This window comes from Flavobacterium turcicum (assembly GCF_011365745.1).
Lineage (GTDB): Bacteria > Bacteroidota > Bacteroidia > Flavobacteriales > Flavobacteriaceae > Flavobacterium > Flavobacterium turcicum.
Genome location: NZ_JAAOBY010000005.1, coordinates 216,384 through 232,570, shown reverse-complemented (window position 1 = coordinate 232,570; position 16,187 = coordinate 216,384). Strand labels below are relative to the sequence as shown.

Below are 16,187 nucleotides of genomic sequence, written 5' to 3'. Positions count from 1 at the left end.
TCAAAAAAACAACAATAAAACATTAATATTGAACCACTTATAAACGAATTATCCGTCACAAAAAACTCTTAAATGAGTGTTTAATAAGATCGTTTATATTAATCCCATCAAGTACATCTGTAAATTCTATAACAAATCAATAAATTGATGTAACACGCAATTTGTGAAGTGATCGCATCTTTGTAAAAAGAAATTAACACTACAAATAACAAACGATATGAAAAACTTAAAAAACATTTTAGCGCTTGTTCTAGTTCTTGCAGGAGTATCGCAAATACAAGCACAAGAAAACAGCCCTTCTATAGGTATAAAAGGAGGTTACAACATGTCTAACCTTTACACGGAAGATGTAGATGATCAAAACCTATTGAGCGGATTCAATGTTGGTCTTTTTGCAACATTACCAATATCATCAAGTTTAGCGATTCAACCTGAATTAAACTACACCACAAAAGGAGCAGAATTACGATACGATAATTTATTTGCACAAGGAACAGCTAAGTTTAGATTGAACTATGTAGAAGTACCAGTTTTAGTTAAAGCCAATTTAACCAAAAATTTCAACGTGCATTTTGGTCCTTACGCAGCTTTCCTAATTGATTCTAAAATAACAAATGAAGGTCAAGATGGAAACATCAATTTTGAGGAATCAATTGACAAAGATGATTTAAATACTGTAGATATAGGAGTTGCTGCAGGTGTTGGTTTCGATTTTGACAAATTCGGAATTGGAGCACGATACAATTACGGATTAACTACCGTAGGTAAAGAGCGTAATTTTGCTGGAGGAACCTACACCTTTCCCGATTCAAAAAATAGCGTATTGAGCATTTACGCGGCAATAAAATTTTAAAAAAAAATTTAAAAACATACAGTTATGCAAAACTTATTATACGCAGCAGCAGTAGTATTGGTAATACTATGGGCATTAGGATTCTTCGTTTACAGCGCAGGAGGAATCATTCACATTTTATTAGTAATAGCACTAATCGCTATTTTACTAAGAGTAATCAAAGGATAATCAATTAAAACTAGAAAACATGAAAAATAGCAATTTAGCAGTAGGAATATTAGGTGGACTAGCAGTAGGAACTGTTTTAGGAATTTTATTCGCTCCAGCAAAAGGAAGTGAAACTAGAAAAAAAATCGCTGATAAAAGCACCGATTTGAAAGATAAAGTTGTTGAAACAACTGGGAAATTGTCAGATAAAATTTCACAAACTGTGCAAGATCTAAAAAGAGAATCACAAGAATTTTTAGGGCACACGACAGAAATCATCAAAGATGAAGTTCAAAATTTTAATCATCTTGCAGACATCAACAAACAAAAATAAAAGATCAATTCAGTACGATTCACACTATCACAAGTAGTGTGAATTTTGCTGTTTTACTAATTTTTAAATCTCACCAACTATTTCAAACTATTACACCAAAAAAACTCATAGATTATAAAAATTGTTCCAATTACCGAAAAAGATTTTATGATTCCACTTTAAATAAAATAAATGGGAATCATGAGACCCAAGAAAAATCAGTACAAGTAATGCTGATAATCTCTAAAAATAAATGAAAAATGAAAAATGCCTCAATACTTCTACTAATCCTCTTACTGAATATCTGCTTGCTATCTTGCCAAAGTGAAGCCGAAAAAAAAGTAGAAATCGTAACTAATGATTACGTGCGATTCGTAGATTCAGTTACTTCTAGAAATAAAGCAGACGCTAAAGCAAATTGGAATAAAATTGAAACGGCTTTTGAAAAAAAGACTACCGAACTCAATTTTAAAATGGACAATTTAGAAGATTCAAAAAACTTAGGCACCAAAATGGATTCGGCTAGTAAAAAATATAGATCCTTTAAGCAAGCACTATTTGGTCTTACCATTGAGTCAGATACTAGTTTCTTAGCTGAATAATAAAAAAAGTATTATTAATTCAAAAAAATACCGTGTCCCAAAGGCACGGTATTTTTTAATTTTGAAAAAGAAATCGAAATTTAAAAAACCTCGCTCGCTTCTTTTAATTTTTCCATATTGTTTACTAATTGCAACTCGTCAACAATTTTTTGAATGTCACCATTCATGATATTACCCAAATCATAAAGTGTTAAGCCCACACGGTGATCTGTAACACGTCCTTGCGCATAGTTATACGTTCTAATTTTAGCCGAACGGTCACCCGAACTTACTTGCGAAGTACGTTTAGAGGCATCTTCAGCTTGCTTTTTAGCTAATTCCTGCTCGTATAAACGAGAACGCAATACGCCAAAAGCTTTATCTTTATTCTTGTGTTGTGATTTTTGATCCTGACACTGAGCCACTAATCCAGTAGGAATGTGCGTTAAACGTACAGCCGATTTGGTCGTGTTTACCGATTGTCCTCCAGGTCCTGACGAACAAAAGAAATCAACACGAACATCGTTCATATCAATATGCACATCAAATTCCTCCGCTTCTGGCAAAACCATCACTGTCGCTGCCGATGTATGTACACGACCTTGCGTTTCCGTTTGTGGAACACGTTGTACACGGTGTACACCCGCTTCAAACTTCAAAGTACCGTACACATCCTCACCTGTAACTTCAAAGATCACCTCTTTAAATCCGCCCGAAGTCCCTTCGTTCATATCCACTACAGATGTTCTCCAACCATGGTTTTCGCAGTATTTAGTGTACATACGGAACAAATCACCTGCAAAAATACTGGCCTCGTCACCACCTGTACCGGCACGAATCTCCACCATCACGTTCTTAGCATCTTCCGGATCTTTTGGGATCAACATGAATTTGATCTCTTCTTCAAGCACTGGCAAACGTTCTTTGGCTTCCTCTAGTTGCATTTTGGCCATTTCGGTCATATCTGCATCACTATTATCAGCTATAATTTCGTTGGCTTCGTCAATATTAGCCATTAACAAAACGTATTCATCGCGTTTTTCGGCCAACGCCTTTAAACTTTTATACTCTTGATTCAATTGCACATAACGCTTTTGATCCGAGATTACATCCGGTTGAATAATCAAATCCGAAATCTCATCAAAACGCTGTTTTACTATTTGCAGTCTATCTAACATTTTCTTAGTCCTTTATTTAGGGTGCAAAATTACGAAAAAAGTATTCAGTTTGCAAGGCTCGTTTTTGGTGTCTTCTTAATCTACATAAATCTTTATCAGCACAAAGCCATCAACAATACAAACAGCCCTACGGTAGCAACTTTCAACAGTAAAATAGTACACAATCAAAGGTTTTTTTAGGAGCTATTCCTGCTGTCCGCTGTATTCCCGATCATAAAAACTACGGCTAAAAAGCCTTGTTTTTATAATCGGGAGATGCCGCTTCCATCAGGGCTATGGATTTTCGTTAAAAAAGACTTTTAAGGTTTTTCATAAAATTCATAAGAAAATAGATTACTATTATAGAAGTACGTTTTTATCAGCTTTTTCGGAAATAAATTATATATTTGAATGACATACAAAATTGATACAAACTGCCGATTATCAAACCGAATATAGGGAGATTGGAGCAATAGAGTAGGATATATAAACAAGTTGTGTGCTATTTGTACAGAACAGAATTGCTAATTTAACAGGTAAAAACAAAAAAATATATACTAAATGCACTTAAAAAAAATTATCTTTTTAACATTTTTAATTTGTATTTTCTCGTGTGATAAAAGCGAAAATAAAAATGAAAGAATTTTTACAGAAAATTATTCAATAGAAGCTCCTTCAGATTTTGAAAGAACTGATGAAATGAATGAATTAGCTAAAGTTCAGTTTCGAAAATCCGAAGAAGATTTGCATTTTATCGTGTTAGAAGAAACAAAAGAAGGTTTTCAAAATGGAATAAAAATGGGCGTTCATAAAGTTTCTCCGAGCTTGTTTGGGTATTACAAAGTGATAACTAATCATTTCAATGAAATTACAGCAGATTTCAAAACCTCCGATTATGGTGTTACCAAAATTAACTCTTGTAATGCTATTTTTTTCTCAATGAGCGGTAAGGATTTAGAAAATGGAAAAGGAGTTTATTACAGATACGCAATTCTGGAAGACGAGAAAAACCTTTATCAAATAATGTCGTGGACAAACATAGGTTACAAAGATAAACTTGTAGGTCGAATGGAACCAATAATCAATTCATTCAAATCAAATTCAATTTCAAAATAAAAACAGCACATAGCACACGCTACAAGCAATTGTGGTATTAGGCTTAATTTAAATATGGTTCTGTGTTTGGGAGATTTGGCTAATCCGAATAATGAGCTTGATATAGTCCCAAACTGCTTACAGCGCGAGAACACTATCCTTAATTACACCTAAGACACTCAAAACAAACAAGATATAAAGAAAATTAAAAGATATTATGATAACTTCTCTCTTCTTAAGACATTTTAAAATTTATAAAGGAATTAGCTTCATTCCAATTTCAGAAGGAAATGGTTTTTCAAGTCTTATTGGAGAAAATGGAGTTGGAAAGAGTTCAATACTTGAAGCTTTGGATTGCGCCATAAACAAAAAAAATAATCAAGAATGGCCAATAAATAACGAAGCAAAAAACGAAGGCGGTCTTGGTGGCGCAAATATTCCATTTATAGCGCCAGTTTTTATAATAAAAAAGGACGTTTTAAAAAAAAGTAAAAAAGAGGATTTAGAAAACTTTGAGAAAGCAGTAAAACTTTCAAATTTTCTATGGAACACAAAAATAAAAACAAAATCAAAATCACTTGATGAATTTTATAATCATAGAGAAGAATTAAAAGCAGTTTATGATAATCAAGAATACTTGCTTATTCTTATTGGCAAAAAGTTCAATGAAAGCGGAATTTATTTTGGTTCTTATCATAACTATTTAGATTTTATTAATGAAAATCCACTAATTCAGCACGAAGAAGACGAATTACAAAAATATTTTAAAGGATTTTATGACTATATAATTTCTCATTATTCTTACATATATATTCCTGTAGAAACAGATGTTTACACATATACAAAGTTAGAAACCCAAGATATGCAAAAACTGATGGATAGAAATATTCAATCAGAGATTGAAAAAGCAATCAAACCAGCAACACTAAAACAAATTAATAAGGATTTAGATACATTTGTAAAAGACATCGAAGGCGTTTTGGAAATATATGAATATAAAGGGCATTTCAAAAATAGTTTAACAATGCCAGATTTAGTATCGAAAATTATAGAGGCATATTTTTCAATAAAAGTACTTAACAAAAAATCAGAAAACGATACAAAAAGAATTCCAGTAAGCGAATTAAGTTCGGGTGAAAAAAGGAAAGCATTAATTGATGTTGCTTATTCGTTTTTACTAAAAAATAGTGATCGAGATAGTAATATAATTCTAGCAATTGATGAACCAGAGGCATCATTACACATTTCAAGTTGTTATGGACAATTTGAAAAACTAATTGGCATTAGTAAACAAAATCATCAAATAATAATTTCAACTCATTGGTATGGCTATCTTCCTGTAGTTACAAAAGGAAGTGCTACATCAATTAGAAAGAATAGTAAAAATGAAATTACAGTAGATTACTTCAACCTATATAATTATCGCGAAACAATTACTCAATCAAGGAAAAAAATTAAAGGACAGTTACCTATTGATTACAACATAAAAAGTTACAATGATTTAGTTCAATCAATTGTCTTTTCTTTATTACAAGAGAATAATTATAATTGGATTATTTGCGAAGGATTATCTGAAAAAATTTACTTTGAAGAAATTTTTAAAGCAGAAATTAAAAATAATAATTTAAGAATTCTTCCTATGGGAAGTTATAAAGAGGTACGCAAAATTTATATGTATCTTTTATCTCCAATAAAAGACCCAGATTATAGTATTAAAGGAAAAGTTTTCTGCTTAATTGATACCGACAACGAAAAGGTCGACGTTCCTTACGAAACAAATAAAAATTTATTTTTTGAAAGATTAATAAATAAAGAAGAAGGCACAGTGCTAATTGATATAAACAATAATTTGACAAATCCACCAACTGAAATCGAAGATTGTTTAAATGCAATTTTATATTATCAAGCCTTAATGGAATTTTCAGAGGAAGATCAAAAAATCAAAAAAATATTCCTTGAAAACAAACTTTTAGAGAATGCTAAAAACTCAAGTGAATTTTTAGATTTGAAAACTAGTGAAAAGAAAAGTATCAAAGACTTTTTTGATGGAAATGAAGGTTATAATAAAATACGATTTGCAAAAAAATATATAGAAATATCCAAACAACCTTTTTTTAATGAAATAGAAGATATGACGTGGATCAAAAACATCAAAAAACGAATAAAATAACTACGCACAACAGCCGTAGTTGTTGCGCAACCACTGCTAGGCGAAGTCTCCTGACTTCGCCTTTTTATTTACTGATTTGTTAGGAGGAAAAGTGTCTTCAACAACACAAAAGCAGCTTGTTATTGAGCTGCTTTTGTACTTTATCAAAACCGCCACTCGCCTTCTGAAATAGCGCAACGACTGCTAAGCCCCGATAGCAGTGAAAATCCTTTGCTGCCGGAGTTCGGCAGTAAAGATTGTAACGGATAGCGGGAATGTGCGTGTTATGAAAACAAAACGACTGCTACCTAAAAAACAAAGCTAAAAATTGAGGACAGCTTAAAAATGCCCTGTTTGGTGAAGTTCTCCGCCTTCGACGTCATTTGTACTATTTTGGCTAAATCGTTTACCAATTTTATACTAAAACTAAAAAATAGCACTGCCAAACTCAAAATAAAGTAGATACTTGTATTTAATTAATCAGACGATAATTCATTTACAAACAATAATGTTCCACTTTATAAAATACCGATAGTAGTTTAGCATCATTAGTTAGTCTATCTTTGCCTTTCAATTTTATAAAAGCAAATAATATAATGGTGCAAAAAGAGGATATGGAAGCAAATGACGAGCAAGCACTATTAAAAGAAACGAACCATAATTTAGCGCAGCAAATTATGGAAACAGAGCAGCAAAAGCGCGAATTACAAACACTCAATGACTTACTAAAAAAGCAAAGCGTCGAGAATGCCGAATTAGCCCATCAACTCCAAATTGCCAACCAAGAGCTTATTAATCAAAATATTGAAAAAGAAAAAAGAGCGCAGGAATTACTAATTGCTAATAAAGAACTGGCTTATCAAAATCAAGAAAAAGAAAAAAGAGCGCAAGAATTACTCATAGCCAATAAAGAACTGGCGTATCAAAATCAAGAAAAACAAAACAGAGCAAACGAATTGGCGCTTGCGAATATCGAACTCCAATATCAAAACCAGGAAAAGCAAAAACGAGCCGAAGAGCTTGCTGTTGCTAATACCGAATTGGAATTTCAAAATCAAGAAAAGGAAAAAAGAGCCAATGAACTCCTGTTGGCTAACAAAGAAATTGAATCGTTTACCTATATTTCTAGTCATGATTTGCAGGAACCGCTGCGTAAAATTCAATCTTTTTCGGGACGTATTTTTGTTGAAGAATATGACAATTTATCAGCCATGGGCAAATATTACGTAGAGCGAACCAAACTTTCGGCCCTACACATGCAGACTTTAATTAATGACCTACTTGCCTACTCTAGAACAAGCACCACACAACGCAAGTTTGTGTCTTGCAACCTGAAGGAAATTGTAGAAGAAGCAATGGCCATGCTCAAAGAAGATTTAGCTGAAAAGAAAGCAGTAATTGAAATTGCTAATGCAGAAAACATAACTATCATACCGTTTCAATTCCGTCAACTTTTACAAAATATCATAAGTAATTCGTTAAAATTTTGTCCTTCATCAAGAACTCCAATTGTAAAAATCGATAGTAAACTAATCACTTTCGATGCGACTCAGCCTGACAAAATGATATTGAATACTAATTACCATATAATAACCATAACTGATAATGGCATTGGTTTTGAAAAACAATACAAGGATAAAATTTTTGAAATTTTTCAACGCCTTCATGATCGCAAAGAATACGAAGGAACAGGCATTGGCTTGACCATTGCTCGCAAAATCGTTGAAAATCATGGCGGAAAAATCACTGCCGAATCTGAAATAAATGAAGGATCTACTTTTCATATTTACTTACCCGAACTGCAATAGCATTCTCCTGATGTATTCCTAATTCTTTTTCTAAAAATTGTCGTTCATAATTACTGCTGAATTAATTTCAAGACCTATTTGTAAATTCCTAGATTTGCGCCATCAAAAAAAATAGTAAAAAATGAAGGTTTGCATTGCCGAAAAACCAAGTGTAGCGCGTGAAATAGCAGCTGTTTTGGGTGCTAATACCAAGCACGATGGCTATTTTGAAGGCAATGGCTACGCGGTTACATACACCTTTGGGCATTTGTGTACCTTGAAAGAACCCAACGATTACAAACCGCATTGGAAAAGCTGGGATTTGAATAATTTACCTATGCTACCCGAGAAATTTGAAACGAAAATAGTAGCGAATTCGGGGATTCAGAAGCAATTTAAAATCATTAAAAAATTATTTGACCAAGCTGAATTGGTTATCAATTGTGGCGATGCTGGGCAAGAGGGAGAGCTGATTCAGCGCTGGGTAATGACCGAAGCCAATTACAAAGGCAAAGTGCAACGGTTGTGGATTTCATCCTTAACGACCGAAGCCATAAAAGAGGGTTTCCAGAACCTAAAACCTGCTTCAAACTACGATAATTTATACTACGCCGGATTTTCAAGAGCCATTGGCGATTGGCTTTTGGGCATGAATGCAACACGCTTGTACACTGTAAAACACGGCGGATACAAACAAGTACTTTCAATTGGTCGAGTGCAAACTCCAACCTTGGCAATGGTAGTGGACCGTTTCAAGGAAATCGAAAATTTTAAACCGCAACCCTATTGGGAATTGCAAACCTTGTACAGAGATACGCTTTTTAGCTATGAAGATGGTCGCTTTTTAAATAAAGAAGATGGAGAACTTTTGGCCAACAAAGTAAAAGAAAGCGAGTTTGAAATTGTTTCGATCGATAAAAAAAACGGAAACGAATACGCTCCAAAACTGTTTGACTTAACGGGCTTACAGGTGTATTGCAATACAAAATTTGGTTTTTCGGCAGACGAGACTTTAAAAATTGTTCAAACACTGTACGAACAAAAAGTGGTCACCTACCCTAGAGTGGACACTACTTTTTTGCCGAGCGATATTTACCCTAAAGTGCCAGGTATTTTGCAAAAATTAACCAATTATGCGGCGTTGACGCAACCGCTTTTGGAAAAAAAAATTAAAAAATCGCCTAAGGTTTTCAACGATAAAAAAGTAACCGATCACCATGCTATAATTCCGACCGGGGTACAAAACAATTTGCAATACAATCAACAACAGGTCTATGACATAATTACCAAACGCTTTATTGCCGTTTTTTATGATGATTGTTTGGTTGCCAATACCACTGTTGTAGGCAAAGCAGCCGAAGTATTATTTAAAACTACGGGTAAAGAAATTCTGAAAAAAGGTTTTCGTAGCGTTTTCGAAGCTTCGACAAGGCCTGTCTTGAGCGAAGCCGAAAGGCTCAGCTCAAACGCCAAGGAAAAAGAAGCTGATATTTTACCCCGTTTTGTTGTTGGCGAAAAAGGACCACACCAACCTTCCTTTTTAGAAAAAGAAACCAAAGCTCCCAACCAATTTACCGAAGCTACTTTGTTACGCGCCATGGAAACAGCAGGAAAACAAATTGACGATGAAGACTTGCGCGAATTGATGAAAGAAAATGGTATTGGTAGACCGTCAACACGAGCGAATATTATTGAAACACTTTTTAGGAGACAATACATCGTTCGAAATAAAAAACAAGTTTTACCTACTACAACCGGCATTCAATTGATAGACACGATTCAGAACGAATTGGTGAAATCAGCAGAGTTAACCGGAACTTGGGAAAAACAATTAAAAGATATTGAAAAAGGAACTTTTACAGCTGGCTCGTTCATCAAAAACATGAAAATGATGGTGGCCACTTTGGTTGACGAAGTGCGCAGCGAAAGCAGGCGCGCCAACATTTCGCAGGTTGCCACCAGCCCAAAATTAGTTGCAAAAACAGAAAAAAAGAAAGCTGTGGGGATTTTGACCGAAACCTGTCCGAAATGCAAAACAGGAACCTTACTGAAAGGAAAAGCTGCTTACGGTTGTACCAATTATAAAACGGGTTGTAATTTTAAATTGCTATTTATTTTTAGTGATAAAAAAATATCCGAAAATCAATTTATAAGATTACTTCAAAAAGGATCAACGGTGAACTTGAAGGATTTTAAAACCGAAACTGGAACAGTTGAAGGACTGCTGCGTTTTGACGAAAATTTCCAACTTGTTTTGGAAACAAAAAAGACAGTTGCAAAAGCTGTTCCTGACGAATTAGCATGTCCGCAATGCAAAAAAGGAACCGTTTTAAAAGGAAAAACAGCTTACGGTTGTAGTCATTACAAATCCGGATGTACCTTTAAAGTAACTTTTGAACAGGTTCGTACGCAATTGCAAGAGCAAAAACCAACAAAAGAATTGGTGTATGCTATTTTGAAATCGAACATTTAAAAGCATAAATTTATTTCAAACCATATCAGACATATCAGGTCATTGAAGTTGGATTAAGAGAGAAAAGACTTGAGTGAGAAATTCTTCAAAAATGTATTCGTAGTGCAATTAAGGCTAAGTTTTTGAGGTTTGATTAAATTTCAATCTCAAAATATCCTAGCTGCTTTGGTCAAATTACGATTAAGATAAAACTCGATTAATTTTCAAGAATTCAAACTTTAAAAAAGCCAAACCAATACCTTTTTTTTATACTTTAGCTTGTTAAAAATAACCTTCTAATTTTAAGCTTATGTTTCAGAAAACAACCTCGTTACTACTTCTGCTTGCTTTGGTTGCTTGTAAAAATCAAGAAACAACCGAGAAAGAAAAAATAAAAGCGGCCACTTGGCTTCTAGGAAATTGGGAGAGCAAATCAGCTGAAGGAAGTTTAAAAGAAAATTGGAAGCAAGAAAACGATAGTACCTTTTCGGCTACCTCTTATTTTATCAATACCAAAGATACCGTGCATTTTGAAACAATTAATTTGCAACAAATAGGACAACAACTCACCTACACTGCAACGATCAAAGGACAAAACAACGACAAGCCAGTTGCATTCCCTTTATTATCTCAAACCGAAAAGCAAGTCATTTTTGAAAACCTAAAAAACGATTTTCCACAAAAAATAACCTATACCAAAGTCAATTCTGATAGTATTGTAGCTCAAATTTCGGGAAAACTGCTTGGCAAGCCGAGCTCCGAACAATTTGGATTAAAAAAAATCAAATAGAAGTTTTAACTACTTTTAATATAACTCACTCATTTGCAGTGAGTTTTTTTTATGTCAAAAATCAAACAATTTAGTGTACTTACTTTTAATAAAACCTCTATTTCATTGCAACTTTTAAAGCAACTTTCTTATTGATGATAAATGTTTGCCAAAGATTAATTTAAAAAAACACAAAGAAAGGCATTGCAAGTCAGACTGTATGCGATTAAACCTTTTCTTGTTTTTAACATCCAAATAGGCAAATAAATAAGGTAAACGAAAGCTTGAATTATTTAGCTAACAAATCTTAATTTTTTGTGATAATTGCCACAATTATTGCCGAAGATATTAATTTAATTTTTACATTTGTATTATTTTTATTTAATCTAAATAATCAATACAACAGAACATACTTAAGCATCATAAATCTTATGAAAAAAAATCTCATACTAGCACTTACCCTTTGCACCACCGCATGGATGAATGCACAACAAAAAAACAGTCTTTTAGAGCAAGCCTTCTGGAAAACCGCTCCAGATGTGGCTACTGTACAAGCTGAAATTGCAAAAGGAAATAATCCAGCGGCATCTACTTCAAACGCATTTGATGCAACCGTAATGGCCATCAATAATGATGCACCTTTAGCTACTATTCAGTTCTTGATAGACCAACCCGGAAATGAAGTAACTAAAATTACGCACGACAGCCGTATTTATCTGCATTGGGCTGCCAACAAAGGAAATGTAGCGTTAGTTGAATACCTCATCAAAAAAGGATCAGACATAAATCTTGAAGACAGTAAGGGTGAAACTCCTTTAACATTCGCAGCCATCGGTGGACAAAATAATCCAGCACTTTATGAAGCTTTTTTTAAAGCCGGTGCCGACCCAAAGAAAAAATACAAAGATGGAGTGACGCTGCTACTCATGTCGATTGCAGCCGATAAAAACTTAAGTCTTGCTACTTATTTCACCTCAAAAGGATTATCACTAAAAGACACTGATACTGCAGGAAACACCGCATTTGACTATGCTGCCAAATCAGGCAATACCGCTCTTTTACAATCGCTTTTAGACAAAGGCGTAAAATACAGCAACAACGCTTTATTGTTTGCCGCACAAGGTACACGCCGTGAAACTACTTCATTGGAAACTTTTAAATATTTAGTCGAAACTTTAAAAATAAAAGCCACAGCTACCAATAAATCAGGCGAAAATGTGTTGCGTTATTTAGCCAATAAACCCAACCAAACGGCTATCATCAACTACTTTCTTTCGCAAGGTGTAGATGCCAATGCAGCAACTATTGACGGCACGACACCTTTAATGATTGCCGCAACTGCTCGTGACAATGCCGCTTTAGACATATTTTTAGGAGTGGTAAAAAATAGCAATGCTAAAAACAACAAAGGCGAATCCGCGCTAACAATGGCAGTTAAATCAGGAACTCCAGAAGCAATTACCGCACTTTTAAACAAAGGTGCTGACGTAAATGTACTTGATAAAGACAATAATAATTTGGGATTCTATCTCGTACAATCCTACCGACCTGCACCTCGTGGAGCCACTACTGCTGATCCGTTTGAAATAAAAATTAAACTTTTGCAGGACAAAGGCCTAAATTTGGCTACTCCCCAAAAAGATGGCAACACTTTACTGCATTTTGCCGTAGTTAAAAACGACCTTTCTCTGTTGCAAAAATTAGCCACATTAAACATCGATCCAAATGCTAAAAACAAAGATGGCTTAACTGCATTACACAAAGCAGCTCTTATTGCAAAAGACGATACGATCTTGAAATACCTTATTTCTATCGGTGCCAAAAAAGACATTTTAACCGACTTTGATGAAAGTCCGTATGCCTTAGCACAAGAAAACGAGTCGTTAATTCAAAACAAAATTTCTTTAGACTTTTTAAAATAAAAAATAGCATCAACACATGAAATCAATCTTAAAAATCAGCCTTTCCATAGCCTTTTTATTCCTCGTATCTGCGTCGTCTACAGCCCAAACAAGCAAATACAAATGCATGTTGCAAATGTCTAACTACATGGGCGAGGGCGCATATATCGTAGTGTCGTTGGTCAATGCCAAAGGCGAATACGTAAAAACCTTATACGTTATGGGCGACGATAAAAAATGGTACAAAACCATTAAAGAATGGCATAAATTTTATTCGAAAAAACCAGAGAACATCAGTGCTAAAACGGGCGCATCGGTAACGGGCGGTGATCGTAGTATTACCACCATCGAAATCGAAGATGCTAAAATCAACAAAGGTTTTAAATTGCGTTTTGAAACATCGGTAGAAGATCAAAAATACCACACTGCCGATCTTGAAATTCCTTTAACAACGGAGGGAATTGCCGCAAAAACCGAAGGCAAAAACTACATTCGCTACGTGCGTTTGAACAAAATTTAAAAAACAAAACAACGTTTTTTTTGGGGCGTGACCCTCTTTAAAAAAAGTCGGGTCGGGTCTTCCGTTCCCGCTTTTTTTATAAAGGCAAAAAAAGCCTTTATAAAAAAGAGCTCCACTGCAACCCCTCACGCAAAACCACCTGAAACACAAATCTGCGTTGATCAAGCAGTAACTTTTTAATATCCCGCTCCTTTTCTCGAACCGACTTTTGGAGTCCTGAAAATACCTTTTCAACATGACACTTTCTTTTTGGCGTTCCGCACACTTAACTTTAGCCATTTTTTCTACTGCATTCTTAGTATTGGCATCGGTTACGGGAGTAATCCTTGCCGTTGATGCCATTCAAGAAAAAACGCCGCCCTACAAGATTGCTAATTTTGATGCCATCAGCCTTGACCAAACCTTTCCTGTTTTACGAAAAACATATCCTGAAATCACTGAACTCACAGTAGATCACAATCAATTTGTAACCCTACAAGGTATCGATCAAAAAGGCAATGATGTAAATGCGTATGTTGATGCAAAAACAGCCAAAATTTTAGGAACACCAGAGCAAAAAAGTGAATTCATACAATGGACAACCGCCTTGCATCGCTCCCTTTTTCTTAAAGAAACGGGACGATTTATTGTAGGTTTTGTTTCTTTTTTATTGCTTTTGATTGCTATTTCAGGTTTTGCCTTATTGCTCAACCGCCAAAAAGGTTTCAAAGCGTTGTACTCCAAAATCATAAAGGAGAATTTTGCGCAATATTATCATGTGTATTTGGGTCGCTTATCATTGATTCCTATAATTTTACTTTCCGTTTCTGGAACGTATTTAACTTTAGAAAAATTTAATTTTTTCCTAGAAAAAAAGACTAGTGAACCAACCAATCAAACCGTTTCTCCTGCAAAAGCGACTACTAATTTCTTTTCGACAACTCTTTTAAGCGAGGTTAAAAAAATTGAATTCCCATTCTCTGACGATCCCGAAGATTTTTACATCATCACACTACACGACCGTGAAATTGAAGTGAACCAACAAACGGGTGCCATCATGAGCGAAACTCTTTTTCCGTTGCAAACCATTGCAACCGAATGGAATTTAGATTTGCACACGGGTCGCACGAGCATTTTATGGGCAATAGTTTTGGCGCTGGCTAGCATCAATATTTTATTTTTCATTTACTCTGGTTTTGCCATGACGCTCAAACGCAGAGCAAGCCGAATCAAAAACATGTTTAAAGCTGTCGAAAGTGAAATTATTTTACTAGTAGGATCAGAAAACGGAAGTACGCTGGCATTTGCAAATGCTATTCAGAAACAGTTAGTAACGCAAGGCAAAAAAACGTTTTTGGGCGAACTAAATTCGTACACAAACTACCCAAAAGCGCAACAACTGATTGTTTTTACTTCAACCCATGGCTTGGGCGATGCACCTGCGAATGCCATTAACTTTTTAGCACGCTTACAAAAAATGGCCCAACAGCAACCCATTCAGTTTTCGGTGGTGGGGTTTGGATCATTAGCCTATCCTGATTTTTGTGCCTTTGCCAATGATGTTGATAAAGCTTTAGCACAGCAAAAATGGGCGAATCGTATATTGGAAATGCAAACAGTCAACGACAAATCGGCTACCGAATTTGTTGCATGGATTAACTTATGGAACGCCCAAACTGGCGTAAACCTATCTACTACTCCATCACTTTATAATGAAGTCCCAAAAGGTCTTGAAAAAATAAAGGTACTCGACAAAACATTGATTTCAGCCACCGAACATACTTTTCTGTTGACATTACAAACCAATACTTTTTCTAGATATACCTCAGGCGATTTACTCGCTGTGTATCCGGCAAATGATAATCAAGAGCGCCTCTACTCTATTGGAAAAGTGAATGGAAAAATGCAATTGGTAGTCAAACTACATCCATCAGGTTTGGGCTCGAACTACCTATATGATTTAGAGAAAGGAAGCGTTTTTAAAGGAAGGATAATTTCAAACAAATCGTTTCATTTACCTAAAAAAGTAACTCAAGTAGCGATGATATCTAACGGAACGGGTATTGCACCATTTTTGGGAATGATTTCACAAAATCAGAAGAAAATAGCAACCCATTTGTATTGTGGTTTTCGTCAGCAAACCGCAACAGTAATGGGTTACCAACAATTTGCTAACGACATGCTGGCAAAGCAACAATTGAGCAGTTTTAATCTGGCACTATCTCGTGAAGGTAAGCAAGAATATGTGATGGATTTGATTCAGCGTGACGCCTTGTTTTTTGGAAAACTATTGCAAGATGGCGGTACGATTTTGATTTGTGGGTCGCTCGCGATGCAAAAAGACGTTGAAAAAGTACTTGATACGATTTGTTTACAGCAATCCAGCAAGAGTATTGCTTTTTATAAAGAAAACGGACAAATACTCATTGATTGTTATTAAAAGGCTGAACTACGTTTTTACAACTCGTGTCATTTGTAGCACTT

At 34.9% G+C, this 16,187-nt stretch carries 13 protein-coding genes; 12 read left to right on the top strand and 1 reads right to left on the bottom strand.

All coding sequences use genetic code 11. From position 1 onward, the window contains the following. Positions 1–217 precede the first annotated feature (217 nt). The 4 genes from G9Q29_RS10495 to G9Q29_RS10480 all read left to right on the top strand — a co-directional run bounded on the left by G9Q29_RS10495 (position 218) and on the right by G9Q29_RS10480 (position 1,915). Positions 218–853, top strand: a complete 636-nt coding sequence (locus G9Q29_RS10495) for a porin family protein (protein WP_166136818.1) — start codon at positions 218–220, stop codon at positions 851–853. A gap of 24 nt (positions 854–877) precedes the next feature. Then, complete coding sequence (locus tag G9Q29_RS10490; protein WP_166136815.1) at positions 878–1,021, top strand: lmo0937 family membrane protein; 144 nt, start codon at positions 878–880, stop codon at positions 1,019–1,021. Positions 1,022–1,040: 19 nt separating this feature from the next. After that, complete coding sequence (locus G9Q29_RS10485) at positions 1,041–1,334, top strand: YtxH domain-containing protein (protein ID WP_166136812.1); 294 nt, start codon at positions 1,041–1,043, stop codon at positions 1,332–1,334. 239 nt (positions 1,335–1,573) lie between these two features. Next, positions 1,574–1,915: a hypothetical protein gene (locus tag G9Q29_RS10480; RefSeq protein ID WP_166136809.1), complete on the top strand. Its 342-nt coding sequence runs from the start codon at positions 1,574–1,576 to the stop codon at positions 1,913–1,915. An 80-nt stretch (positions 1,916–1,995) separates the two neighbouring features. Here G9Q29_RS10480 and prfA read toward each other — a convergent pair whose 3' ends face one another. Beyond that, positions 1,996–3,072, bottom strand: a complete 1,077-nt coding sequence (prfA, locus tag G9Q29_RS10475; RefSeq protein ID WP_166136806.1) for a peptide chain release factor 1 — start codon at positions 3,070–3,072, stop codon at positions 1,996–1,998. A 540-nt stretch (positions 3,073–3,612) separates the two neighbouring features. Here prfA and G9Q29_RS10470 point away from each other — a divergent pair. From G9Q29_RS10470 to G9Q29_RS10435, 8 genes are all read left to right on the top strand, one after another. Next, positions 3,613–4,167 carry a hypothetical protein gene (locus G9Q29_RS10470; protein WP_166136803.1) on the top strand — a complete coding sequence of 185 codons (555 nt, stop codon included), beginning with the start codon at positions 3,613–3,615 and terminating at the stop codon, positions 4,165–4,167. 196 nt (positions 4,168–4,363) lie between these two features. After that, the gene (locus G9Q29_RS10465) at positions 4,364–6,316 is read left to right on the top strand and encodes an AAA family ATPase (RefSeq protein ID WP_166136800.1); all 1,953 of its coding nucleotides are present in this window, start codon (positions 4,364–4,366) and stop codon (positions 6,314–6,316) included. 575 nt (positions 6,317–6,891) lie between these two features. Then, positions 6,892–8,103: a sensor histidine kinase gene (locus G9Q29_RS10460; protein WP_166136797.1), complete on the top strand. Its 1,212-nt coding sequence runs from the start codon at positions 6,892–6,894 to the stop codon at positions 8,101–8,103. A 121-nt stretch (positions 8,104–8,224) separates the two neighbouring features. Continuing rightward, positions 8,225–10,555 carry a type IA DNA topoisomerase gene (locus tag G9Q29_RS10455; RefSeq protein WP_166136794.1) on the top strand — a complete coding sequence of 777 codons (2,331 nt, stop codon included), beginning with the start codon at positions 8,225–8,227 and terminating at the stop codon, positions 10,553–10,555. 289 nt (positions 10,556–10,844) lie between these two features. Continuing rightward, complete coding sequence (locus G9Q29_RS10450) at positions 10,845–11,324, top strand: DUF6265 family protein (protein WP_166136791.1); 480 nt, start codon at positions 10,845–10,847, stop codon at positions 11,322–11,324. A 410-nt stretch (positions 11,325–11,734) separates the two neighbouring features. Beyond that, complete coding sequence (locus G9Q29_RS10445) at positions 11,735–13,225, top strand: ankyrin repeat domain-containing protein (protein ID WP_166136788.1); 1,491 nt, start codon at positions 11,735–11,737, stop codon at positions 13,223–13,225. 16 nt (positions 13,226–13,241) lie between these two features. Continuing rightward, a complete protein-coding gene (locus G9Q29_RS10440) occupies positions 13,242–13,724 on the top strand; it encodes a DUF2271 domain-containing protein (RefSeq protein ID WP_166136785.1) in 483 nt (160 codons plus the stop codon). 235 nt (positions 13,725–13,959) lie between these two features. Then, on the top strand, positions 13,960–16,143 hold the full coding sequence (locus G9Q29_RS10435) for a PepSY domain-containing protein (protein ID WP_166136782.1): 2,184 nt from the start codon (positions 13,960–13,962) through the stop codon (positions 16,141–16,143). The last annotated feature ends 44 nt before the right edge of the window (positions 16,144–16,187 follow it).

Coding starts and splice junctions, on each gene's coding strand:
- G9Q29_RS10495 (WP_166136818.1), top strand. CDS start 218: ATGAAAAACTTAAAAAACATTTTAGCGCTTGTTCTAGTTCTTGCAGGA.
- G9Q29_RS10490 (WP_166136815.1), top strand. CDS start 878: ATGCAAAACTTATTATACGCAGCAGCAGTAGTATTGGTAATACTATGG.
- G9Q29_RS10485 (WP_166136812.1), top strand. CDS start 1,041: ATGAAAAATAGCAATTTAGCAGTAGGAATATTAGGTGGACTAGCAGTA.
- G9Q29_RS10480 (WP_166136809.1), top strand. CDS start 1,574: ATGAAAAATGCCTCAATACTTCTACTAATCCTCTTACTGAATATCTGC.
- prfA (WP_166136806.1), bottom strand. CDS start 3,072: ATGTTAGATAGACTGCAAATAGTAAAACAGCGTTTTGATGAGATTTCG.
- G9Q29_RS10470 (WP_166136803.1), top strand. CDS start 3,613: ATGCACTTAAAAAAAATTATCTTTTTAACATTTTTAATTTGTATTTTC.
- G9Q29_RS10465 (WP_166136800.1), top strand. CDS start 4,364: ATGATAACTTCTCTCTTCTTAAGACATTTTAAAATTTATAAAGGAATT.
- G9Q29_RS10460 (WP_166136797.1), top strand. CDS start 6,892: ATGGTGCAAAAAGAGGATATGGAAGCAAATGACGAGCAAGCACTATTA.
- G9Q29_RS10455 (WP_166136794.1), top strand. CDS start 8,225: ATGAAGGTTTGCATTGCCGAAAAACCAAGTGTAGCGCGTGAAATAGCA.
- G9Q29_RS10450 (WP_166136791.1), top strand. CDS start 10,845: ATGTTTCAGAAAACAACCTCGTTACTACTTCTGCTTGCTTTGGTTGCT.
- G9Q29_RS10445 (WP_166136788.1), top strand. CDS start 11,735: ATGAAAAAAAATCTCATACTAGCACTTACCCTTTGCACCACCGCATGG.
- G9Q29_RS10440 (WP_166136785.1), top strand. CDS start 13,242: ATGAAATCAATCTTAAAAATCAGCCTTTCCATAGCCTTTTTATTCCTC.
- G9Q29_RS10435 (WP_166136782.1), top strand. CDS start 13,960: ATGACACTTTCTTTTTGGCGTTCCGCACACTTAACTTTAGCCATTTTT.